We start from the raw sequence: 22,777 nt of genomic DNA on the forward strand, positions 1-22,777 counted from the left end.
ATATGAAAAACTGGTTTCAGATAGGTATAGTTTCCCTTTTGGTCGCTGTTTCATATCCTGTTTCGGCCGGGGAGGTGATTGGTTTTGTAAATAGCACCAAAAGCAGCCATATGGTCATTCCCAATACAAAATTGAGGGCATTGATTGCTGAATTTTTGGATCCCGCCGCGACCGGTATTGGTCAGTCCTTGGGCTATCTGGTCTGGCGAGAGACCCTGACGGCGATAAGTGATCAGGCAAAGGCGGGTGTTATCCTCGCCCGGGCACCGGAAGGTAAAAACCTTACTGAACTGATAGGAGACCGCTACCATCTTGCTGCAACAGAGATCGCGAATTTCCAAAAAGCGGCCATGATACTTTGGGGCGCCGTCATTGAAAACCCGGATGGGGAACTGGTTATCAATACCCATCTTACCCTGCTGCCAACTGAATTAGCCTCTGGTGATCTTATTTTACGCTTTACAGCCGGGGACAATTCAAACGCCGGGCTGCAAACTGCCATTTCGCGCAGTAAGTTCAATTTTGCAACGGTGACAAGGAGCCGCAAAGATCTATTCGACAGGCGTCTTGTCTCCCGGCGTGTCGCTAATCTTCGTGCCGCTCCTTCACGGGAGGCAGAAAAAATTACACAGATTCCTCCAGGGACCGTGATACAGTCTTTAGATATGCAGGGTGCCTGGTTCAAAGTTGTTCTAAGAGACGGACGAGAGGCGTATATTGAAAATAGCCTCGTAGATGTTCCACCCCGGCAGATTGACGTCTCAAAGACGGAAATTAATGTAAGGGTCGGTCCAGGAACGGACCACCAGGTAATTGCCACGAGAGATGTCATCGGAACCTTCGAAGTGTTGAACATGACATATCGGGAAGGACAGGGTCTTTGGTATGAGGTTGATCTGGAAGGAGAACCGGTCTGGATATACGCTGCCCTCACCAGACCTCGTTATTCGCTACCGGCTGTTCATTTTCTCGCTGGGTTGTATCGCTACTACGCCAGCCGATTTAAGGACGCGTCAAGCGAGTTCACACAATTTCTAACGTCGGGTGTCGAAGGTCGGAATGTCAATCTTGCAGCCGGTTATCAGCTTTTAGGTGCGAGCCAGGTGATGGGAAAGCAGGCTTATGAATTGGACGAGAATATCGTCAATATCTTCTCAAAGGCGGTCGAATTAACACCCTATGATCCTGCGGCCTATAACTTGCGGGCACTGGCCAATATTGCAGTGAACAACAACCTTGATCTTGCGATTAAGGATTTAAAGGTGAGTGCAGAACTCGACAGTATGAGCGACACAGCGGCCCTGCTGGTGAATGACCTCAATAATGTTGTAAATCAGCGAACGCCCGGCAATCGATTCTTGCTTCAAAAACTAAGGCCGGACAGCGATCAGAAATTGGTTATCAACAATATTGCTAAATCGTTTTCTCGCTAGTTGCCGAGCGATAGGGTTGTCACTTTAACTAAGGCGATTTGGAAGCGGGCATTGTCATACTAAATTTCGAGGCATTGTCACATTAACTTGCTAAAAGCGCAGAGAACCGTCAGCGGAATAGTTTAAACGGCATTGTCAGAGGAAAGTGACTAGGCGCAATAAAGAATAAAGGTGGTATCTTTATACGGCGAGCTGACGCCATTCTATAAGGGCTGCTTCACATTTTAACTGGAAGTTTTTGCGGCTGTGGAGATGACGTTCGTGATTGAAATGATTATGGACTGACGAGTGAATTGAGATAAATTTCTGTAGCGATTTCGTGCTTCGAAATTTGATCATCGCTCGTTCTCGTCGTCGGAACAGTTGATGAGAGTTCTCGGCTCGATTGTTGAGCCAACGTCCAGTTTCTTGACGGGCCTCGTTACTAATCACTTTCATCGCAGCTCCATAAGAACAAAGCTTATCCGTCACGATTACTTTCGGATTGCCATATTTCTTCATGGCTTTTTTCAAAAACTTAAGTGCAGCCTTGCGATCCCGCCTCTTGGTGACAAATGCCTCCAAAACTTCACCCTCATGATCGACGGCTCTCCAGAGATAATGGACTTCACCATTGATCCGAACGAAAACTTCATCCAGATGCCATCTCCACTGAGGTGAGCTATGGAAGGAAACGGAGCGGGCTTTTCTGATTTCTGCCGCAAACACTGGCCCGAAACGATTCCACCATGTCCGGACTGTTTCATAGCTCACGTTTATACCGCGCTCATGCAGGAGATCTTCGATTTGACGCAATGAAAGTGGATATCGAACATACATCAAGACGGCCAGACGGATGATTTCAGGTGATGTTTTGTAATAACGGAATGGATTTTTCATGCGCTGACCGTAAATCCAGCCTCAACACGGCTCAAGTGATTTTCCTCTGACAATGCCGTTCGCAGGAATTTTGATTGCTCAATGTCATGGTTGTGTTAGCATTGTCCCATGACAAATTGGATACCTGATAGAGATTCTTTGCGCCAACCACTGCATTTAAGCCTAGCCGCTTCAATCTCTGCGGCAATTGAAGACGGCAGATTGAAAGCCGGGCAACGCCTTCCAACACATCGCAAATTGGCCGAGCAGCTTAATCTAAGCGTAAATACGGTTAGCAAAGCCTACGATACGGTAAAACGGCAGAACTTGATTGAAGGGCAAATTGGTCGTGGTAGCTATGTAACGGATACCAAGAAGCCTGAGCGGCAACCCTACATCCTTGAGCCAGAACAAAAAAATATGTTCGACCTGTCGATCTCGAGGCCTGCCTACAGCAAGCTTCATGTCGACAGGATGCAAAAACTTCTCAGCGAGTTGCCCGGTGATCTCAATTCGCAGATGTTTTTGTCGTGCCGACCTAATATCGGGTTTGAGACACATCGGATTGCCGGAACTAAATGGTTGTCATTGTGCGGGCTGAACACCCAACCGGACAATATCATTTTGACCAATGGAGTTACACATGGCATGTCAGCGGCGCTTTCTGCATTGACGCGCCCAGGTGACATCGTTTTGTCTGATTCCATTACACATCATCTTCTGGTATCGGCATGCGCCTATCTTGGCTTGCAGCTCGTGGGGCTCGATATCGACGAGTATGGAGTGGTTCCAGACGCGCTTGAAAAGGCATGCGTAGAGTTGAAGCCCAAAGCGTTGTATTTGCTCCCCTCTCTGGCAGGTCCGAACATTTACATGATGCCAGAAAGCCGGCGTAGACAGATAGCAGACATAGTCAAAAAATATGAACTGCACTTAGTCGAGAATGACGCTTGTGGCCCTGTTGCGAAAGATCGCCCTCAGCCGGTTTCAGAAATTATTCCGGAACTTTCGATATATCTGACGACATTCACGAAATGCACGGTGTCAGGCTTGCGAGCAGGTTATCTGGTTGCGCCGGAACGCCTTTTCCCGGCTTTGACCGGTCGCCTGATAGTTTTTGGCTGGATGGCGACGCCGTTGATGTGCGAGATTGCTACTCGTTGGGTACTGGATGGCACAGCGGAGGAGCTTACCCTATGGCAACGCAGCAATTTGCGGACTCGTTACGATATCGCACGTACCGAGCTTGCGGAGTTCGATTGGCATGGACACCCTTCGGGTTTGCATCTTTGGCTCAAACTGCCAGGTGAATGGGACTCAGCAAGTTTCGTGGCGCATGCACGACAACTAAATATTGCTGTATCTCCTGAAACGCCATTTATGGCACCGAAATCAATACCACAAAACGCAATTCGAATATCGGTTGCGAGCATTCGAGATGTCGATCGGTTTCAGCAAGCGTTGCGTATGATAGCAGGCCTTCTTAAGCAGCAGCGAGAGCCTTTGCCCCAACTAGTTTATTGATATTGTCATGCTACAATATAATGATTGACTCACAGTACAATCTTTCACATTCTCTAATATATCGAACTTTGACATGGTATAAATCTGGAGAAACCGATGACTTTTACACCAAAATTATCCGCATTTTTATGCGCTGCGGCAATCGCCTTAGTATCAGCGTCTGCTGCACAGGCAGACAACTGGCGCTATGCCATGGAAGAAGGGCTGACTGATCCGCAAGGATTATACGCAACCAAATTTAAGGAAGTAATTGAAGCAAACTCGGACCACACGGTTCAAATTTACCCAGTCGGATCATTAGGCGAATCGGCAGATGCGATGGAGCAGGCTCAAGCTGGGCTGCTTCAGTTCATTGATCAGTCACCAGGATTTACTGGCGCATTGATACCAGAGGCTGAGGCATTTTTGGTGCCTTATATTCAACCTACGGACCCACAGAAAGTGCGTACCTTCTTTAAAGAAGGCGTTGCCGTGAACAAAATGTTCCACGAAATCTATCGTGAACAGGGTCTGGAATTGCTAGCGATTTTCCCTGAAGGTGAGCAAGTCGTCACTACTATGAAGGAATTCCGCGCGCCTGAAGATCTAGAAGGAATCAAAATTCGCACAATGACTTCACCATTGCTGCTAGAAACTTACAAAGCCTTCGGTGCTTCACCGATTGCAATGTCTTGGGGTGAACTTATTGGCGCGTTGAAAACCAATATGGTCGACGGCCAAGAAAACCCGACTATCTGGATCGAGGCTTATGGTTTGGATAATCTGACCAAAGTTTTAACCTATACAGGTCATGGTCAATACACCACGGCGGTAATGGCCAATGCCGACTTTTACGACGGCTTGAGCGACGAAGACAAAGCCCTCGTCCAGAACGCTTCGCAAACCGCGCTTGACTATATTCTTGATGTTGCCGTGACTTTGGATGCGACTGGGTTGGCAAAAATTCGCGAAACAAATCCGGATTACACGATTGTTCGCTTGACCGAAGAAGAGCGCGCTGTGTTCAAAGAACGCGCGAAACAGGTTGAAGCCGCATATATCGAGAGAGCTGGCGATCGCGGTGCTGCTATCCTAGAGCAAATGAAGCTAGATCTGGCGGCGGCGCAAAAATAAGCTCCTCGGGGTGGACACTGAAGTTTTGCATAAACACCCTATTTAGAGCAAAATTTCGGGCCTGACGACTAAGTCAGGCCCGAAATGCAATGTTGATTACCCGTCACACCTGCACATTCCGGGGAGAATAATATGGGCGAAAGATCCGCAAAAAAATCTAGGTTGGCGGGAGTTATCGAAGCAATCGACGGAGTAATCGCCAAACTGGAACAGTTCATCATGGCAATAGGTGTGATCCTGATGGCCATCAACACGATTGCAAACGTTATCAGCCGGTTTATTTTCAACCATTCCATCATCTTTGCAGAAGAGCTGAACAGCATATTTATTTTGTTGGTGACTTTTGCAGGAATTGGCTTCGCGGCGCGACATGGCCGGCATATCCGAATGTCAGCTATCTCGGACGCATTGCCCAAGCAAGCCAGGAAGATTTTGATGATCGTGATCGCTGCGATCACGTCGGTTCTGCTATTGGTTTTGGCTTGGTATGCGATCCAGTACATTATCAGTCTACAGGCGAAGGGGCGCGTATATCCTGCTTTGGGTATTCCTATATATGTCAGCTACCTTTGGGTACCAATCGGACTTGGCGTGACGGGCATTCAATATGGGTTGACGTTCCTAATAAATCTTCGGGAAAAAGAAATCTACCTATCAACAGATCTGCGTGAAGAAGACGCACAGGAACTGGAATTGGAGCTTTAATCATGGCGCTTACGATATTTTCAGTGATGGTTGTACTGTTGCTTCTTGGGTTTCCTATGATGGTACCTCTGATCGCAGGTGCATTCATCGGCGTCATAGAGTTGTTTGGCTCAATAGATAAAACCGAATTCATGATTCAGCAAATGCTGGGAGGTATCCGGCCCTCTTCGTTAATCGCGGTTCCGATGTTCATTCTTGCAGCTGACATCATGACGCGTGGCCAATCGGCTGACCGATTGATCGATATGGTTATGGCGTTCATACGCCACGTCCGTGGCGGCTTGGCTGTCAGTGCTGCGTCAGCATGCGCGCTGTTTGGTGCAGTATCCGGGTCTACACAGGCTACAGTTGTTGCGGTCGGCACACCGTTGCGACCGCGCATGTTGAAAGGCAGATACAAGGATTCTTTCATTCTAGCACTGATCGTCAATTCAAGTGACATCGCATTTCTAATACCTCCGAGTATTGGAATGATCATTTACGGAGTAGTTGCGAAAGCATCTATTCCCGAGTTGTTTATTGCAGGTATTGGGCCGGGATTACTGATACTAGTTATGTTCTCGATTTACAGCATGATCTACGCCAAGATAAACAACGTGCCCACCGAACCACCTGCATCATGGCGAGAGCGCGCTACCGCTGTCAAAAGGGCTTTGTGGCCATTGGGATTTCCCGTATTGATCATCGGCGGCATATTCTTTGGCATTTACAGTCCGACAGAAGCCGCTGCTATCAGTGTGATTTATGCTGTTTTTCTGGAAACCGTCATCTTTCGATCGATGCACATTAAGGATCTTTATTCAGTAGCACTGTCAACCGGCATGGTTACGGCAGTGGTTTTCATCCTTGTCGGTGCTGGCGCGGCTTTTGCCTGGGTCTTATCCTATGCGCAGATCCCACAACAGATTCTAGGTGCGATTGGCGTGGACGAAATGGGACAGATTGGCGTGTTGTTTACGATTTCCATTGCATTCTTTATCGGGTGTATGTTCGTAGATCCGATTGTTGTAATTCTGATCTTTGTTCCGATCTTTGCGCCGGTGGTTGAGAAAACCGGACTTGACCCAATTCTTGTAGGTACACTAATCACATTGCAAGCTGCCATAGGTTCGGCTACTCCTCCGTTTGGGTGCGATATTTTCACGGCAGTCGCGGTGTTTAAACGTCCCTATCTGGAAGTGGTCAGAGGCACGCCGCCTTTTGTAATTATGCTGTTAAGCGTTTCGGTATTGATGATCTTCTTCCCACAGGTAGCCCTGTTCTTACGTGATGTCGCCTTTCCAAAATAGATGGAGTAGCAAATGTTTACATCTATACTAAGCCCTTTCGATGGGTCTGTTGGAGCAGAAGCTGCTCTTCAAAAGGCGGTTAAACTCGCTGTTCTTTGTGGTGCAGAATTGACGGTGCTGACTTTGTACCGTCATCATTCTGTGCTCGAGGGTTCAATGTACGTAACGAGTGCAGATCAACCTGAAAATATTGATGATTTAATGCGAAATCACGCCAAAGATGTTGCAGAACAAGGTGTATCCATAGCGCGACAAGCTGGCGCCCAGAATGTTAGGGCTTTTGTCAAAGGGGGACCTACGGCGCGAACAATTGTAAGCTTTTCAGAAGAGCACAAGAATGACTTGATCGTTATTGGGAGTCGTGGACTAGGTTCACTCGAGGGAGTACTACTCGGTAGTGTCTCCCACAAAGTGACAAGCCTGGCAAAATCTCCTGTACTAGTCGTTTAGGAGAACAAATGGATCTCGATACTCAATCCACAACGGCAATGTTACCTGTTCATCTTGATGATCGCCCGGTAGGCAAACGGATCGCGTTCGTAGCGCTAGCGACAGATCATACTTCCGAGCGTGATTTCGCAAGAATTTGCGATCCCGATCAGGTTGGTGTCTACACGAACCGCATTGCTTTTGAAAACCCGACGACGCGGGAAACCTTGCTTCAAACCGGTCCGCGATTGACCGAAGCCGCAGCGCAAATACTACCGGCTGAAGATGTAGATGTGATCGCTTATGGCTGCACAGCCGCTTCAATTGTACTCGGCAATGATGTTGTGACACGTTACCTGAATGCCGCCAAACCCAATGCGCACTGCGTCACTCCGAGTTCCGCTGCATTTGCGGCATTTGCGGCATTGGATATAGCTTGTGTCAGCGTGCTAACGCCATACAGCCTTGAGGTAACTGATAATTTGGCACACTATTTTGCAACCCATGGACCAGAAGTGGCCAACGCTTCATGTTTAGGGCTGACGGACGATCGCCAAATGGCGCGGGTATCGCAGGAGAGCATTATCGATGCCGCAATAGCTGCTTGCGATCCCAGAGCTGACGCACTGTTTATTTCGTGTACCGCGTTGCGTGCTGCCGTTTGTGTCGAGCGGATAGAAGATCGTTTAGGGAAACCAGTGATTACCTCAAATCAGGCCATGATATGGCGCTGCTTGCGGCTTGTAGGTCTGAACTATCCGATATCAGGCTACGGTCAGATCTTTAATATATAATGTAACTGCGAATTTCCAAATGAAACCGAAAATTACACTTCAGGACAGTTTTGCAGCCCGCCAGCGTATTTGTGGCCGCGTCCGCTATACACCTTTGGTCCGCTCGCCATCGCTTAGTGCACATACGAGAGGCGATATCTTGCTCAAACTTGAGCAGACGCAGATCACTGGGAGTTTTAAACTGCGCGGCGCGACGAATGCGGTGCTGTCTCTTACTGAAAAGGAACGCAAAGCAGGGGTTGTAGGCGTCTCAACTGGCAACCATGGACGCGGGCTGGCTTATGCCGCTGCACAAGCCGGCGTGCGCTGCATTATCTGCATGTCGGAATTGGTGCCGCAGAACAAGGTCGATGGCATTAAATCCCATGGTGCTGAGGTACGCATTGTAGGTCGCTCGCAGGATGATGCCCAGCTAGAGGTGGACCGGTTGATAGCCGATGGCATGCTGATGCTGCCCCCCTTTGACAATCGCGACATCATCGCAGGCCAAAGCACCGTTGCGTTGGAAATTCTGGAACAGGCACCTGATTTGGAGACGCTACTGGTGCCGCTGTCTGGTGGTGGGCTGATCTCAGGCGTTGCAATGGTGATAAAGGCAACGAACCCCTCAATCCGCGTTGTTGGCATTTCGATGGAGCGCGGCGCGGCGATGTATGAAAGCCAACAGGCAGGCAGGCCTGTTCTTGTAGATGAACAGCCGACACTGGCGGATTCTCTGGGCGGCGGCATCGGGTTGGACAATGCCTATACTTTTGAAATGACAAAAAACCTAGTTGACGACATTGTTTTGGTTTCCGAAGCGGAAATCGCCAATGCCATCCGCCATGCGTATTGGCAGGAGCAGCAGATCATTGAGGGGTCGGGCAGTGTTGGCATCGCTGCACTTTTGGCAGACAAAATCGATATCCCTGGCCGCTGTGTATCACTGGTTACCGGACAGAATATCGATATGGCCCTACATAAGAGACTGATCGACGGTGAAAATGTCGATGTGGGAACGGAAGACCAAGCTAAGGAATACAAAGATGCCCGAAATCAAAATCTTTACTGAAGCAAACCTACGCAGTGCCGTTCAGCTGGATGGTGATGCGGTAGCCTGCGTAGAAGAGGCATTTCACCTGTTAGCTACCAAGGATGTGCAGATGCCACCAATCCTGAGCTTTCATGTACCCGATTACAATGGCGAGGTAGATGTGAAAACCGCCTATGTGCCGGGACTGAACGAATTTGCCATAAAGATCAGTCCAGGCTTTTTTGACAACCCTAAACTGGGCCTGCCTAGCCTGAACGGATTGAGTGTTCTTTTTGATGCCAAGACCGGCATCGTGCGTGCTGTCCTTTTGGACAATGGTTATCTGACTGATGTACGTACTGCCGCTGCTGGAGCTGTTACCGCCAAACATCTTTCGCGCGAAGACAGCAAGGTAGCTGGCATTCTAGGCAGTGGCATTCAGGCGCGCTTACAGCTGGAAGCACTGACGCTTGTCCGCGGGATCGAACACGCAGTAATCTGGGGACGAGATCCGCAAAAGACATTAACCTGCGCCCTTGAGTGTGCTGAAAAGCTAGGGATTAAAGTAATTACAGTCAGCAGCATTGCCCAAGTGATGGCGGCGGCCGATATTGTCGTTACGACGACTCCTTCGGACGCGCTATTGATCACCGCAGACATGCTGCACCCGGGCTTGCATGTTACGGCTATGGGCTCGGATGCCGATTACAAGATGGAGTTGGCCCCGGATGTAATCCCAGCTGCGTCACTGTTTGTGGCCGACAGTATAGCGCAATCCGTCAAGCAGGGAGAATTACGTCCCGCTATTGCCGCAGGAAATGTGACGGATCCGTCGCAATTCCCAGAACTGGGCCAAATCATTGCCGGCCAGAAACCGGGCCGGGCTTCGGCGCAGGATATAACTATTTGTGACCTTACCGGTACTGGAATTCAGGACACCGCAATTGCAGCCTTTGCTGGTGCTCGGGCAAATGCCGCGGGCACAGGCACTACCATCGATAGCGATCACTAGGAACAACCCCATGAAAGAACCCAAACTGAATTTTACCCGCGCCGAATTCCAGCGGCGCGTTGATCAAACCCGATTGGAAATGGCTCGCCGTGAGCTGGACCTCCTAATCGTTACCGACCCGTCGAACATGAACTGGCTTACCGGTTATGACGGTTGGTCTTTCTATGTACACCAATGTGTGGTGCTGGACATGAAGAGCGAACCGATCTGGTATGGTCGCAGTCAAGATGCCAATGGTGCTCTGCGCACCTGTTACATGGGTCCGGCCAATATCATCGGTTACCCGGATGATTACGTGCAATCGACCGAACGACATCCTATGGATTACCTCTCAGCGCGGCTCGCGGACAGAGGCTTAGATGGCGGTAATATTGGTGTTGAAATGGACAATTACTATTTCACGGCTGCTGCCTTTTCCTCTTTACAAAAGCACTTGCCCAACGCGCGCTTTGGTGACTCCAACGCCCTAGTCAATTGGCAACGTGCAGTGAAATCTGAGGCCGAACTCAACTATATGCGCCAAGCAGGTAAGATTGTTGAACGGATGCATCAACGCATTTTTGAAAAGGTGGAGCCGGGCATTCGCAAATGCGATCTGGTAGCTGACATCTATGACGCTGGGCTGCGCTATGATACCGACGCAGGATATGGCGGCGACTATCCTGCGATTGTGCCATTGCTTCCATCAGGGTCAGACGCTGCGGCGCCGCATCTGACGTGGGATGATTTGCCGATGCAAAGCGGCGAAGGCACTTTTTTTGAAATAGCAGGTGCCTCACATCGGTACCACTGTCCACTATCGCGCACGGTCTTCTTGGGCAAGCCAACACAGACCTTCCTAGATGCTGAAAAAGCGGTACTGGAAGGCATGGAAGCAGGGCTTGAAAAAGCCCGCGTTGGGAATACCTGCGCGGATATCGCCGTTGCCTTTATCAATGTGCTCAAAAAATACGATATTGAAAAGAACAACCGGTGTGGTTATCCGATCGGTCTCAGTTATCCGCCGGATTGGGGTGAACGTTCCATGTCTCTGCGTCGTGGCGACACAACAGTGATGCAGGAAAATATGACCTTCCACTTCATGACTGGCCTGTGGATGGAGGATTGGGGTTTTGAGATTACCGAAAGCATCCGCATTGGGACACATGGCGCAGAATGTCTGTCAAATGTACCGCGTAAATTATTTGTGAAGGATTAAGCCATGAAGGCAAACCCAATATCGCCGACTATACCCCTGAATAAGGATGGCGTACATCATGGTTTTCTGAAGCTGCCCTATAGCCGGGATGACAGTGCTTGGGGTTCAATCATGATTCCGTTGACAGTGATTCAAAACGGGACGGGAAAAACGGCCCTCCTCACCGGCGCCAATCATGGTGACGAATATGAAGGGCCGATTGCCCTGCACGAGCTGGCTTCAACCCTGAAAGCTGAAGATGTGGCTGGTCGATTGATTATCGTTCCAGCATTCAACTATCCAGCATTTCGGGCTGGCAGCCGGACGTCATCCATCGATAAAGGTAATCTGAACCGCTCCTTCCCGGGTCGGCCAGATGGTACCGTAACAGAAAAGATCGCTGACTATTTTCAGCGTACGTTACTCCCTCTTGCCGATGTCGCTGTGGACTTCCATTCCGGCGGCAAGACCCTAAATTTTGTGCCCTTTGCCGCCGCTCATATATTGGATGACAAAGCAACTGAGGAGGCCTGTTTTGCAGCAATGAAGGCGTTTAATGCGCCTTATTCGGTGCAGCTCATGGAGATTGACAGCGAAGGTATGTATGATACTGCGGTCGAAGAGATGGGCAAGGTGCTCGTCACTACTGAGCTGGGCGGTGGTGGTTCATCCACAGCAAGCAGCAATGCGATCGCCAAGAAGGGTTTGCGCAACGTACTGACCCACTTTGGCATTCTAAAAGGCGAGATGCAGATTGAGCCAACTGTGAACCTTTCAATGCCGGATAAAGACTGTTTCATTTTTAGCGAAGGCGACGGGCTCTATGAAGTAATGGTTGAATTGGGCGATCCCATTACTAAAGGAGATCTGGTGGCACGCGTTTGGCCGATGGACTCTACTGGGTCGCCACCGGTGGAATATCATGCGTGTCGTAATGGACTGCTGATCTGCCGCCATTTTCCGGGCCTGATCCAGTCCGGTGACTGCGTCGCGGTTATTGGCGTAGCCGAGGCCTAGGGGGAGCCTTACCTATGCAACTGGACAAACGCGATATTGAAATCCTTGTTGTTCTCTCGACCGAAGGCCGCATTAGCAAGGCTGAGCTAGCTGAGCGAGTTGGGCTTTCGGCCACACCGTGTTGGAACCGTTTGAAACGGCTTGAAAAGGCAGGGATGATCGAAAGTTACCGAGCCGAGATCAACCTTAAGAAAATTGGACCGCATGTAGGTGTTTTTGTTGCCGTCGAATTGGCCGATCACACAGCAGCTAGTTTTCGCGCTTTTGAGGCTGCTGTGCAGCATTATGACGAAGTCACCGGTTGCTGGGCGCTCGGCGGCGGGTACGATTATCTTATGCAGATCGTGACCAAAGATATCGATGCCTATCAACGCCTCATCGATGAAATGCTTGAGGCTCACATAGGCGTTGCTCGGTACTTCACTTATGTAGTGACAAAGTCGGTGAAGGGCGGAGGTGCGCCTCCACTGGAACTGCTGCTGAACCGTTGATGCGGTGTTCAAATGATAGAATAGGTTAAATCTGCTGTCAGATCCGCTGTAGAAGAAGATTCCTCTGATAATCTAGCGAATTTCGGTCTCACTCCACGCAGAATATGTGTGACATTGACTGTGAACCATTGGGGGAATAAACCATGCTCGATACCGCACTTTCTAATCAAAAAGACATCATGGATAAACGCTTAATCCGTGAGTTTTCCTATGTCGGTGGTAAATGGCGTGCCGCTTCAAACGGCGCGACGCTTTCTGTGGCAAACCCAGCCGATGGCACAATATTGGGCGACGTGTCCTCCCTGACAGCAAAGGATTCAATGGCGGCCGTAGATGCCGCCCAACAGGCTTTTCCTGGTTGGGCTGGTCTCTTGCCACAGGAACGGTCAGTTATTTTGCGCCGCTGGTTCGATCTCTTGAAAAAACATAAAGAAGATCTGGCACTGATCATGGTTGCCGAACAAGGAAAGCCCCTGTCTGAAGCGCGTGGTGAGATTGATTATGGTGCGGCTTTTGTCGAGTTTTACGCGGAAGAAGCAAAACGTCCAAATATCGAAGGGGTTACTAGTCATTTACCCGATGCTGAGGTCGAGTTATGGTTGGAGCCTATGGGTGTTATCGCTCTAATCACGCCATGGAATTTCCCCAACGCTATGCTCACACGTAAAGCAGCGGCAGCCCTGGCAGCTGGTTGTACAATTATAGCGCACCCCTCTGGCGAAACCCCGTATTCGGCACTTGCATTGGCTGAACTCGCCGAACGAGCTGGCATCCCGGCCGGAGTTTTCAACGTAGTTATTGGACGTGCTGCCACAGTTGTGGAGCCATGGACTAAGGACACGCGTGTGCGAGCGCTATCCTTCACCGGATCGACCGTCATAGGCAAACTTCTCTACCGTCAGTCTGCCGAAACAATTAAGCATTTAGTGATGGAGCTGGGTGGCCATGCACCGCTAATCGTCTTCAAAGACGCTGATATTGAAAATGCTGTTTCCGAAGCAATTAAGGCAAAATTTGCTACTACCGGACAGGACTGCCTAGGAGCCAATCGAATTTTTGTTGAACGCCCAATTTATGATAAGTTTTGCTCAAAATTTACCTTGGCTACCAAGGCGTTAACGATCGGTAAGGGCATGGACGATTGTGACCTCGGCCCACTGATGAACGAAAAAGCGATTCACAAGCAAGAAGAGCATGTCGCTGATGCGCTAGCCAAGGGCGCCAAACTGGCATGTGGTGGAAAACGACATAAATTGGGCAAGCTATTTTACGAAGCGACTGTTCTGACGGATGTGCCAAATGACGCTTTGATTATGTCGGATGAAACCTTCGGCCCTGTGGCCGCAATTGCCCCGTTCGATACGGAAGAAGGGGTAGTCGCTTTGGCCAACGATACTGAATATGGGCTTATTGCTTATGTTCATTCCAATGACCCAAAGTGTATTTATCGAGTCAGCCGTGCATTGCAGTTCGGCATGGTAGCTGTCAACCGCACAAAGGTCACTGGCGCACCTATACCTTTCGGCGGTACCAAGCAGTCCGGGCTGGGGCGCGAAGGGGCACGATGCGGAATGCAAGAATTCATGGAAATAAAATACGTCTGCCGCGACTGGACGTAGCACACAACTAATCAAAGGATAATGAAATGCTTAAAAACGATCATCTTGACGAATGGGATCGCGAAAACTTCTTCCACCCATCAACTCATCTGGCAGAGTTCGCCCGTGGGAATATACCGCAACGCGTGGTCACAGGCGGAAAAAACTGCCATATTGAGGACCGGGACGGCAATCGTTTTCTAGATGCGTTTTCCGGGCTTTACTGTGTAAATGTCGGTTATGGTCGTCAGGAAATTGCCGATGCAATTGCGACCCAAGCCCACCAGCTAGCCTATTATCATTCCTATGTTGGCCACGGCACCGAAGCTTCCATCACGCTTGCCAAAATGATTCTGGATCGTGCGCCCGATCACATGTCGAAGGTTTATTTCGGCCTCAGCGGTTCGGACGCCAATGAAACCAATATCAAGCTGGTCTGGTATTATAATAATGTTCTGGATCGTCCCAAGAAAAAGAAAATCATCTCGCGTTGGCGCGGATATCATGGTTCGGGCCTGATGACGGGTTCATTGACGGGTCTGAAACTTTTTCACAACAAATTTGATTTGCCGCTGTCACAAGTAATCCATACGGAAGCGCCTTACTATTATCGACGTGATAATCTTGATCAGTCTGAAGCAGAATTCGTGGCGCATTGTGTTAATGCGTTGGAAGAGTTGATCGACCGCGAAGGGGCTGACACCATTGCCGCCTTCATCGGAGAACCTGCACTTGGAACCGGTGGCTTGGTCCCACCACCCGAAGGTTATTGGCCCGCCATTCAGGCAGTGCTGGACAAAAACGATATCCTGCTGATTGCTGATGAAGTTGTCACCGGTTTTGGCCGTTTGGGCACGATGTTCGGATCCGAGCATTACGGCATGAAGCCCGACATCATCACTATCGCCAAAGGTCTGACTTCAGCCTATGCGCCGCTGTCTGGCTCGATTGTCAGCGAAAAGTTCTGGAAAGTGTTGGAAGAGGGAACCGACAAGATTGGTCCAATTGGTCACGGTTGGACTTACTCCGCGCACCCGATTGCCGCCGCCGCCGGTGTCGCCAATCTCAAGCTAATTGATGAGTTGAAGCTTGTTCAGAACGCCAGCGAAATCGGTGCCTATTTCAAGAAAGCCCTCAACGAAGCCATAGGTGAGCATATCAATGTGGGCGACGTCCGCGGCGACGGACTGCTGTGCGCCGTTGAATTCGTTCAAGACCGAGACAGCCGCACTTATTTCGAGGCTGATAAAAAAGTTAGCTATGCGCTGAACGCTGCCTTACTGAACCGTGGCGTGATCAGCCGCGCCATGCCTGAGGGCGACATACTGGGCTTCGCTCCACCTTTCTGTCTGACGCAAAAAGAAGCAGACGAAATTGCTGCAAAGCTTCAAGACTCAATCGCCGAAGTTCTCGGTTGACCAAACATACGACAAAGGAACGAATTAAAAATCGATGTCCTAAAAGGGTATTGTGTGTTGCTGAGGGTGTTGCCATATCCGCAGCAATAATTGAGAAATTCGGCCGGTTCGCAATATTCGAAGACCAGACTGGCGTTGTGTCTGGTATCCTTTTACCGACATTGTCAGATTAAAATTGATAAGAATAAATACCCTATTTTCAATAATTATTTCCCTGTTTTTTAATATATTTTCCCTGTTGTTTTTACGGGCGAAAATAGATAAAACACAATGAAAATAGGAAGCTAGGGCTTATTTTGCGCTTAAGTTGGGCAATAATCGCTTAAATTCCCTGTTTTTTCCCTGTTTAGCAGGGAAAATGGCAGAGACGGGTTCGCTTCAGACTGCTAACTCCACCACTTAATCTGAGGCGAACCTGGATCCAACCCAGGTTCGCCCCTGAACCCCGCAGAACCGGGGCCTTTGGGGTTATCCGATCAAAACAGAGACGCTCTCATCAGCGCATATAAGCCTGATTTGCGCATTCGTCTCTATTACCCTGTTTCAGGTTCCAGTTTATGAAGATATTTGGGAGATTAAGTTGGTACCCAAGCCGCTTTTTCTGCTCAATCCAGTCTGTAGGTAACGGATTAAGTCTCGAAAGTCTTTTGACGGTCAGGCTTTCGGGCTGCCGTCCAGTAAGAATGTCCTCAACAGTTTCTGGTGCTAAAAAAGCGAGAGGCAGCACCTGACCCTCTCCCCAACTTCGCACCACATTGAAGTTAGTGATTACTGCATGACAGTGCCTCTTCAACTAAATAGAAACCAATGACAAAACTGTTTGTTGACTCTACAACATTTCATGTAATATTGAATGTTACATGAAATGTTGTAGAGGTTTTTGCGGTGTGTTCCATGTCCTACTCCATATGGTCTATTCACAAAGACCAATGAAGTCGGAGTTTCTGGCCACGGCAATTGTCAGTGATGTTAAGTTATGAAGAAACCAAAAAAATTAGAAGCCGAAAAATTTCTTGAATCACTGCCATTTGATCCGGACTTATCAAGTGTTGGTTTGTTTTGGGACGGAATATTCTTAGAGCAGTACTTCGCTCTTGAATCGAACGAAGTTCTCATGCCGCCGATGAAGGACCATCGGCTCACCCTTAACTTGCCTTTTGAGAAAAAGGGGACGACTGGCGTCAAAGCCAATTGGGCGTGGGGGGATGAAAAACATTCCGGCCTGTGTCACCAGGGTGAAGTAACAGTAGCAGGGCGCGACAAGCCTGCCTATTGGCAATGGACGGGACGGTCCAATTCAATTCATGTGAGCTTATCCCATAAATTTTTGACGACCGCAGCAGACTGTGCCGGCGTTTCTTCCGTAGGTCTTGAGGTCATCGATCAGATGTCTACTCGCAGTGACGAGTTGTATCGGTTGATGGTTATGCTGTCACTAGAGGCGAAAAATAAGGGTTTCTTTGGACGCATGTTTGCGGATGTGATCACACAGGCAATGGCCGGCACCATATTACGGAATCACACTAATCGACAGGCGATCATTAACGCCCGCAGCAAAACACTGTCACCTGCGATACTTTCACGGGTACTTGAATATTTTCATGCAAATTATTGTCATAATATCGGCCTGACAAACCTAGCTGCTATCGCCGAAGTTAGTCAGTTTCATTTTGCAAGAATGTTTAAATGCTCGACCGGTTACGCCCCTTACCAATTTCTGACGCAGCTCCGGATTCGCCGGGCACAGGATTACCTCTTAACGATCTCGAATGCGACACTGAGCGAAACGGCACTCGTCGTCGGCTTCAGCGATCAATCGCACTTCAATCGCCACTTCAAGGCTATCGTGGGAGTAACCCCGCTGAAATGGCTGCGCGAAGTGATGCAATAATTAAATTGGAATTTTGATGAGACGAGATGGCAAATTATCCGGAGTACTTCATGTCCTCCTCCATATGGCCGCGTCTGAATACCCAGTGAAGTCGGAGATTTTGGCAAGAGTCATGCAAACTAACCCGGTAGTCATTCGCAGAATTTTGGGAAGACTGCGCGACTGTGATTTGGTTCGGTCTGAGAAGGGGCACGGCGGGGGCTGGACCCTCGCCTGCAATTTGGAGGTGGTGACATTACGCGATATCCACGTTGCCCTCGGTGCGCCAGGTTTGATCGCTATCGGCAATCGTAACGAAACGCCCAGCTGCCTAGTAGAGAAGGCAGTAAACGCCGCTCTAAACGATACCTTTAAGGAAGCGGAAGCGTTGCTGCTTGATCGGTTCGGGCGCGTGACTCTTGCGACGCTCAGCACCGAATTCCATGCCGGTATGCTAAGGCATCGTGGCAGAAATAGACAGGAGCACGCACATGAGGAACGATGAGATTTGTAAACAGAAGGCAGAGCGACTGGGGATAGCGTCGCGCTGCACGTTCCACGAGGGATTTCTGAATTCACTCTGTCAATCGACTGGTTTCAACGCGGCAACGTGCTTTCTAGTGTCACATTTTTTGACTAAGGCTGATAAACGCCGGGCGTTATTCACCGAAATTGCCACGCGACTGCTTCCAAACGGCATTTTGGTGAACGCAGATATCTCGGGTGACATGGCAGCACCTAACTTCAAGAGTTTGTTGTCGGTTTGGCTGCGCATGTTGCGCTATGCTGGTTTGCCTGCCTATGAAATAGAGAAAATGCGCGGATCTTTAGGTGTCGAAGTTGCTGTGCTACCACCCAAAGAAGTCGAGGAATTGATCAAAACGAGTGGCTTCAATGGGCCAACACTGATCTCTCAATCCTTATTAATTCATACATGGTATTCACGGCTCAGTACTTAAACGCCGGCTGATAGAAGAAGGGTTGCAGATATGAGCATGTCTTTACTCGCTGATCGGTTGGCTGAGTTCCCAACTGTTGGCCTTTGTACACTTCCAACTCCATTAAAACCGTTGAAAAACCTCTCTTGCCACTTGGGTGGGCCGATGATCTGGGAAAAACGAGAAGACATGACCGGTCACGGTATGGGAGGTAACAAGCTTCGTAAGCTTGACCGTGTACTGTATCAAGCGTTAGAGCAAGGAGCCGACACACTGGTTTCTGGCGGTGTTGTCCAATCCAACAGTCAAAGACAAGTTGCGGCCGCGGCCGCCATACTAGGCCTGGAATGTCACCTTGTTGTCTTTCATGGACGGGTAGCGCCACCAACCGCACAATACGAAACCTCTGGTAACGCCTTCTTGAATCGTCTTTATGGCGCTTTACTACACGACAGGCCTTGGTCTGGAGACAGAAACGGTCCACTGGCAACTCTGGCAAACGAACTAAGGGCAAAAGGAAAGTGCCCATTTATCGTACCATACGGCGTCTCCGATCCGCTTGGAGCAGTGGGATATGCGAGTGCAATCACCGAAATTGCTGAACAAAGCAACAGGTTACAATTCGAACCAACAGCGATCATTCATTGTTCTGGCAGCGGTGCAACGCAAGCAGGCCTCTCAGTTGGAGCGCAAACAGCCTTGCCCAACTGCCAGGTGGTTGGCATAGACATTGACGCAGAACCCGAGCGAGTTCGAGCTGATGTCGTTACCTATGCGACGGGCGCCGCCGAACTTCTGCGGCTGCCTTTCGACGCTCACCTTGTAGAAGTCGTTGCTGGTCATGCTGGTCCTGCCTATGGCGTTCCACATGACGCAACTCTTGATGCCCTTCGTCTTTCCGGGCGGCTGGAGGCTATGACATTAGACCCGGTCTATTCGGCAAAAGGGTTGGCGGGATTGATTGCACTCATTAAATCAGGTCGCTGGTCCAAAGCCGACAACCTGGTGTTTTTAAACACTGGTGGCGTACCATCGCTGTTTGCTTACGTCGACGCACTTGGCATTTAAAAAAAATCAAGTCAGAGCCAACATTCTCTTGCAAATGACACCTCAATGGCTGAACAGCGTATTGGCTATGTCACAATCGTCGAGCACATAAGCCGGCCTAGCCACTGGTTTGCACATTATTATTGAATCTATTTTTTCCGAGCAAGAAGGTCCAATATTTCTGAGCAAGATCGTACAATATTTTCTAAAACGACCTGCCTATATTACCTGAGTAATTGATTGAAATTGTAGGCTTAATTCCTCCTTTGTTTTCTGGCTTTTCGTGCATCACCTATGAAAATCAGAACCACCTTTCGAGCGGAGGGCAGTACTACAAAATAGAGGAACTAAAATGCAAACTATCAGACGCGCCAATGATCGCGGCCTTGGTGACCATGGTTGGTTAAGAAGTCGGCACACTTTTTCATTTGCAAGTTATTATGATCCCGGACACATGGGTTTCGGCACACTCCGCGTTATCAATGAAGACGTGGTTGAGCCAGGTAAAGGGTTTGGTACCCACGGCCATCAGGACATGGAAATCATCTCCTATGTGCTCGAAGGCGCTCTGGCACACAAAGACAGTATGGGTACGGGTACTGTAATTCGGCCCGGCGACGTCCAGCGAATGTCAGCCGGCACCGGTGTTTAGCATAGTGAGTACAATCATTCACAAATTAATCTCGTTCATTTCCTTCAAATCTGGATTTTGCCGGAGAGAACTGGTCAGGAACCCAGCTATGAGCAGAAAGCCTTTTCCGAAGAAGAAAAGCGTGGACAGCTGAGACTTATTGGGTCCCGAAACGGTCGCGATGGCTCAATCACCATCCATCAGGATGTAGATCTATATGCCACGGTCCTGAAAGAAGATGACACTGTATCCCATGAGCTGGCGGCCGGTCGAAAAGCTTGGCTGCATGTTGTCGACGGCGCGCTCAAAATTGGCGATGAGACACTCAATCACGGTGATGGCGTCGCCATTGAGGGGCCGCAGACAATCACATTGACCGGCACATTGAGCGCAGAAGTGCTGTTGTTCGATATGGATTAAACCGAACGGGAGGGCTGCATGACGAAGAAAATAAAAAACACCAATCAACTCGAACGACGTCGCTTTGTTAAGAATGTGGCGGCGGGTGGGCTAGCAGCGTCATTGGCACTTCGTTTGCCCTCTGCGTTCGCGCAAGTCGACAAGACAGGAGGAGTTAGCATGTCAGATACGATCTTGATGAATGGCAAGTTCAGAACACTTGATCCTAAGCGACATTCTGCTTCGGCAGTGATGATCAAGGACGGCGTGTTTAAAGCTGTCGGCAGTGATGATGAAATCATGAAGCTGCGAACTTCTTCCACTCAGGTAATCGACCTCAAACAACATACGGTCATCCCGGGCATAAATGATTCACATACTCATGTGATCCGTGGCGGTTTGCATTACAACATGGAGCTCCGCTGGGAAGGCGTACCATCGGTTGCTGACGCGCTCCGGATGTTAAAAGAACAGGCACGGCGCACGCCCGCTCCCCAATGGGTGCGGGTTGTGGGTGGATGGTCAGAATTTCAATTTGCTGAACGACGCATGCCGACCTTGGAGGAAATCAACGCTGCATCACCCGATACGCCGGTCTTCATCTTGCATTTATATGACCGGGCTTTGTTGAACGCGGCGGCGCTGAAGGCGACCGGGATCACCAAAGACACGCCGGACCCACCAGGCGGGGTGCTATATAGAGACCGTAAAGGCAATCCCTCCGGAATGTTAATTGCCGAACCCAGTGCGCTCATTCTCTATTCCACCTTAGCCAAAGGGCCGTCCCTGCCTTTCGAAGACCAGCTCAATTCTTCCCGCCATTTTCAACGCGAGCTGAACCGGCTTGGTGTGACAAGCGCCATCGATGCCGGCGGTGGCGGTCAGAATTATCCCGATGACTACAAGGTTATTGAAGAGTTGCATAAGCGCGGCGAGATGACCATGCGCATTGCCTACAACCTGTTCGCGCAAAATAAAGGGTCAGAATTTGAAGACTACAAACACTGGACCACAATGATCAAACCGGGTGACGGTGATGCGATGCTACGTATGAACGGCGCCGGTGAAAATCTCGTATGGTCCGCTGCCGACTTTGAAAACTTCCTGCAACCAAGACCTCACCTGCCAGACCATATGGATAGAGAGTTGGAAAGAGTAACCCGTCTCCTAGTCGAGCACCGTTGGCCGTTTCGTATTCATGCAACGTATGATGAATCAATTGCTAAATTTCTCAATGTATTCGAGAAGGTCAACAAAGACATTCCGTTTGATGGGCTGCGCTTTATCATCGATCACGCCGAAACCATTCGGCCGGATAGCATTGATCGTATCAACGCGCTTGGCGGCGGCATTGCGATCCAACATCGCATGGCGTTCCAAGGCGAATATTTTGTTGAGCGATACGGAGCCACGGAAGCAGAACAAACGCCGCCTATTACTGACATGCTTGCCGCAGGTTTGCCCGTCGGGGCCGGTACGGACGCGACGCGCGTCGCGAGCTTTAACCCTTGGGTTGGGCTCTATTGGCTTTCCACGGGCAAGACCTTGGGCGGTTTGACTTTGTATCCCGAAGAACGTCGGCTTGAGCGCGAAAAGGCACTCCATCTCTATACCAAGGGCAGTGCCTGGTTCTCCGGCGAGCAAGAGGTGAAAGGCGCGATCGTTGCGGGCGAATATGCCGACCTTGCGGTGTTGTCGGCTGACTATTTTTCTGTTCCGGATGAAGAGATTAAAGAAATTGTCTCTGTGCTGACCATTGTTGACGGTACCGTGGTGCATGGCAATGGTGAATTCAAAGACCTGAACCCGCCGTTGCCTCCGGCAAGTCCGGATTGGTCGCCAGTGCGAACCTTTGCAAATCACAAACAAGCATCCGATATCGCCCTGGCTATGGCCGGGCATCAGTGCCTTGAACATGGTCACGGGCGTCAACCTCAATCAGGTATCGTGAAAGCATCCCGCGACCCGTTTTGGGGACCGCTCGGGTGCAGTTGCTTTGCGTTCTAGGAAAGAATGATTTCA

20 protein-coding genes and 1 pseudogene are annotated in these 22,777 nt (G+C 49.7%); 20 read left to right on the forward strand and 1 reads right to left on the reverse strand.

The window, feature by feature from the left end:
- The first annotated feature begins 2 nt into the window (after nucleotides 1-2).
- Nucleotides 3-1,433 (forward strand): SH3 domain-containing protein, encoded by a 1,431-nt coding sequence (locus tag NBZ79_RS05475; protein WP_251936147.1) that lies wholly within the window; start codon nucleotides 3-5, stop codon nucleotides 1,431-1,433.
- A 180-nt stretch (nucleotides 1,434-1,613) separates the two neighbouring features.
- On the opposite strand, the gene NBZ79_RS05480 is transcribed toward NBZ79_RS05475, so the two are convergent.
- A complete protein-coding gene (locus tag NBZ79_RS05480; RefSeq protein WP_251936148.1) occupies nucleotides 1,614-2,312 on the reverse strand; it encodes an IS6 family transposase in 699 nt (232 codons plus the stop codon).
- A gap of 108 nt (nucleotides 2,313-2,420) precedes the next feature.
- Here NBZ79_RS05480 and ehuR point away from each other — a divergent pair, with 108 nt between their 5' ends.
- The 19 genes and pseudogenes from ehuR to NBZ79_RS05580 all read left to right on the forward strand — a co-directional run bounded on the left by ehuR (nucleotide 2,421) and on the right by NBZ79_RS05580 (nucleotide 22,762).
- A complete protein-coding gene (gene ehuR, locus NBZ79_RS05485) occupies nucleotides 2,421-3,815 on the forward strand; it encodes a MocR-like ectoine utilization transcription factor EhuR (protein ID WP_251936149.1) in 1,395 nt (464 codons plus the stop codon).
- Nucleotides 3,816-3,911: 96 nt separating this feature from the next.
- Nucleotides 3,912-4,928, forward strand: a complete 1,017-nt coding sequence (gene dctP, locus NBZ79_RS05490; protein ID WP_251936150.1) for a TRAP transporter substrate-binding protein DctP — start codon at nucleotides 3,912-3,914, stop codon at nucleotides 4,926-4,928.
- Nucleotides 4,929-5,060: 132 nt separating this feature from the next.
- Complete coding sequence (locus NBZ79_RS05495) at nucleotides 5,061-5,633, forward strand: TRAP transporter small permease (RefSeq protein ID WP_251936151.1); 573 nt, start codon at nucleotides 5,061-5,063, stop codon at nucleotides 5,631-5,633.
- A gap of 2 nt (nucleotides 5,634-5,635) precedes the next feature.
- Nucleotides 5,636-6,922 (forward strand): TRAP transporter large permease, encoded by a 1,287-nt coding sequence (locus tag NBZ79_RS05500; RefSeq protein ID WP_251936152.1) that lies wholly within the window; start codon nucleotides 5,636-5,638, stop codon nucleotides 6,920-6,922.
- Between the two features lie 12 nt (nucleotides 6,923-6,934).
- Nucleotides 6,935-7,372: a universal stress protein gene (locus NBZ79_RS05505; RefSeq protein ID WP_251936153.1), complete on the forward strand. Its 438-nt coding sequence runs from the start codon at nucleotides 6,935-6,937 to the stop codon at nucleotides 7,370-7,372.
- Nucleotides 7,373-7,380: 8 nt separating this feature from the next.
- Entirely contained in the window at nucleotides 7,381-8,145 is a 765-nt protein-coding gene (gene eutA / locus NBZ79_RS05510; RefSeq protein ID WP_251936155.1) for an ectoine utilization protein EutA, read from the forward strand.
- Between the two features lie 19 nt (nucleotides 8,146-8,164).
- Nucleotides 8,165-9,196: a hydroxyectoine utilization dehydratase EutB gene (gene eutB, locus NBZ79_RS05515; protein ID WP_251936156.1), complete on the forward strand. Its 1,032-nt coding sequence runs from the start codon at nucleotides 8,165-8,167 to the stop codon at nucleotides 9,194-9,196.
- Nucleotides 9,171-10,169, forward strand: coding sequence for a cyclodeaminase (locus NBZ79_RS05520; protein ID WP_251936157.1), 999 nt, complete (start codon nucleotides 9,171-9,173; stop codon nucleotides 10,167-10,169). The genes eutB and NBZ79_RS05520 overlap by 26 nt, the downstream gene beginning before the upstream one ends.
- A 10-nt stretch (nucleotides 10,170-10,179) precedes the next feature.
- On the forward strand, nucleotides 10,180-11,367 hold the full coding sequence (doeA, locus tag NBZ79_RS05525; protein ID WP_251936158.1) for an ectoine hydrolase DoeA: 1,188 nt from the start codon (nucleotides 10,180-10,182) through the stop codon (nucleotides 11,365-11,367).
- Between the two features lie 3 nt (nucleotides 11,368-11,370).
- Nucleotides 11,371-12,363 (forward strand): N(2)-acetyl-L-2,4-diaminobutanoate deacetylase DoeB, encoded by a 993-nt coding sequence (gene doeB, locus NBZ79_RS05530; protein WP_251936159.1) that lies wholly within the window; start codon nucleotides 11,371-11,373, stop codon nucleotides 12,361-12,363.
- Nucleotides 12,364-12,377: 14 nt separating this feature from the next.
- Complete coding sequence (locus NBZ79_RS05535) at nucleotides 12,378-12,854, forward strand: Lrp/AsnC family transcriptional regulator (protein ID WP_251936160.1); 477 nt, start codon at nucleotides 12,378-12,380, stop codon at nucleotides 12,852-12,854.
- A 143-nt stretch (nucleotides 12,855-12,997) separates the two neighbouring features.
- On the forward strand, nucleotides 12,998-14,473 hold the full coding sequence (locus NBZ79_RS05540) for an NAD-dependent succinate-semialdehyde dehydrogenase (protein WP_251936161.1): 1,476 nt from the start codon (nucleotides 12,998-13,000) through the stop codon (nucleotides 14,471-14,473).
- Between the two features lie 26 nt (nucleotides 14,474-14,499).
- Nucleotides 14,500-15,870, forward strand: coding sequence for an aspartate aminotransferase family protein (locus NBZ79_RS05545; protein ID WP_251936162.1), 1,371 nt, complete (start codon nucleotides 14,500-14,502; stop codon nucleotides 15,868-15,870).
- Nucleotides 15,871-16,846: 976 nt separating this feature from the next.
- Nucleotides 16,847-17,761 carry a helix-turn-helix domain-containing protein gene (locus NBZ79_RS05550; protein WP_251936163.1) on the forward strand — a complete coding sequence of 305 codons (915 nt, stop codon included), beginning with the start codon at nucleotides 16,847-16,849 and terminating at the stop codon, nucleotides 17,759-17,761.
- 16 nt (nucleotides 17,762-17,777) lie between these two features.
- Nucleotides 17,778-18,245, forward strand: a complete 468-nt coding sequence (locus NBZ79_RS05555; RefSeq protein ID WP_256470304.1) for an Rrf2 family transcriptional regulator — start codon at nucleotides 17,778-17,780, stop codon at nucleotides 18,243-18,245.
- Nucleotides 18,232-18,699: a class I SAM-dependent methyltransferase gene (locus NBZ79_RS05560; RefSeq protein ID WP_251936165.1), complete on the forward strand. Its 468-nt coding sequence runs from the start codon at nucleotides 18,232-18,234 to the stop codon at nucleotides 18,697-18,699. The genes NBZ79_RS05555 and NBZ79_RS05560 overlap by 14 nt, the downstream gene beginning before the upstream one ends.
- Nucleotides 18,700-18,729: 30 nt before the next feature.
- Nucleotides 18,730-19,746, forward strand: coding sequence for a D-cysteine desulfhydrase family protein (locus tag NBZ79_RS05565; protein WP_251936167.1), 1,017 nt, complete (start codon nucleotides 18,730-18,732; stop codon nucleotides 19,744-19,746).
- A gap of 331 nt (nucleotides 19,747-20,077) precedes the next feature.
- Nucleotides 20,078-20,776, forward strand: a pseudogene (locus NBZ79_RS19655) (pirin family protein).
- Nucleotides 20,777-20,794: 18 nt separating this feature from the next.
- Nucleotides 20,795-22,762, forward strand: a complete 1,968-nt coding sequence (locus NBZ79_RS05580) for an amidohydrolase (RefSeq protein ID WP_251936173.1) — start codon at nucleotides 20,795-20,797, stop codon at nucleotides 22,760-22,762.
- Nucleotides 22,763-22,777: the final 15 nt, after the last annotated feature.

This window comes from Sneathiella marina (genome assembly GCF_023746535.1).
GTDB lineage: Bacteria > Pseudomonadota > Alphaproteobacteria > Sneathiellales > Sneathiellaceae > Sneathiella > Sneathiella marina.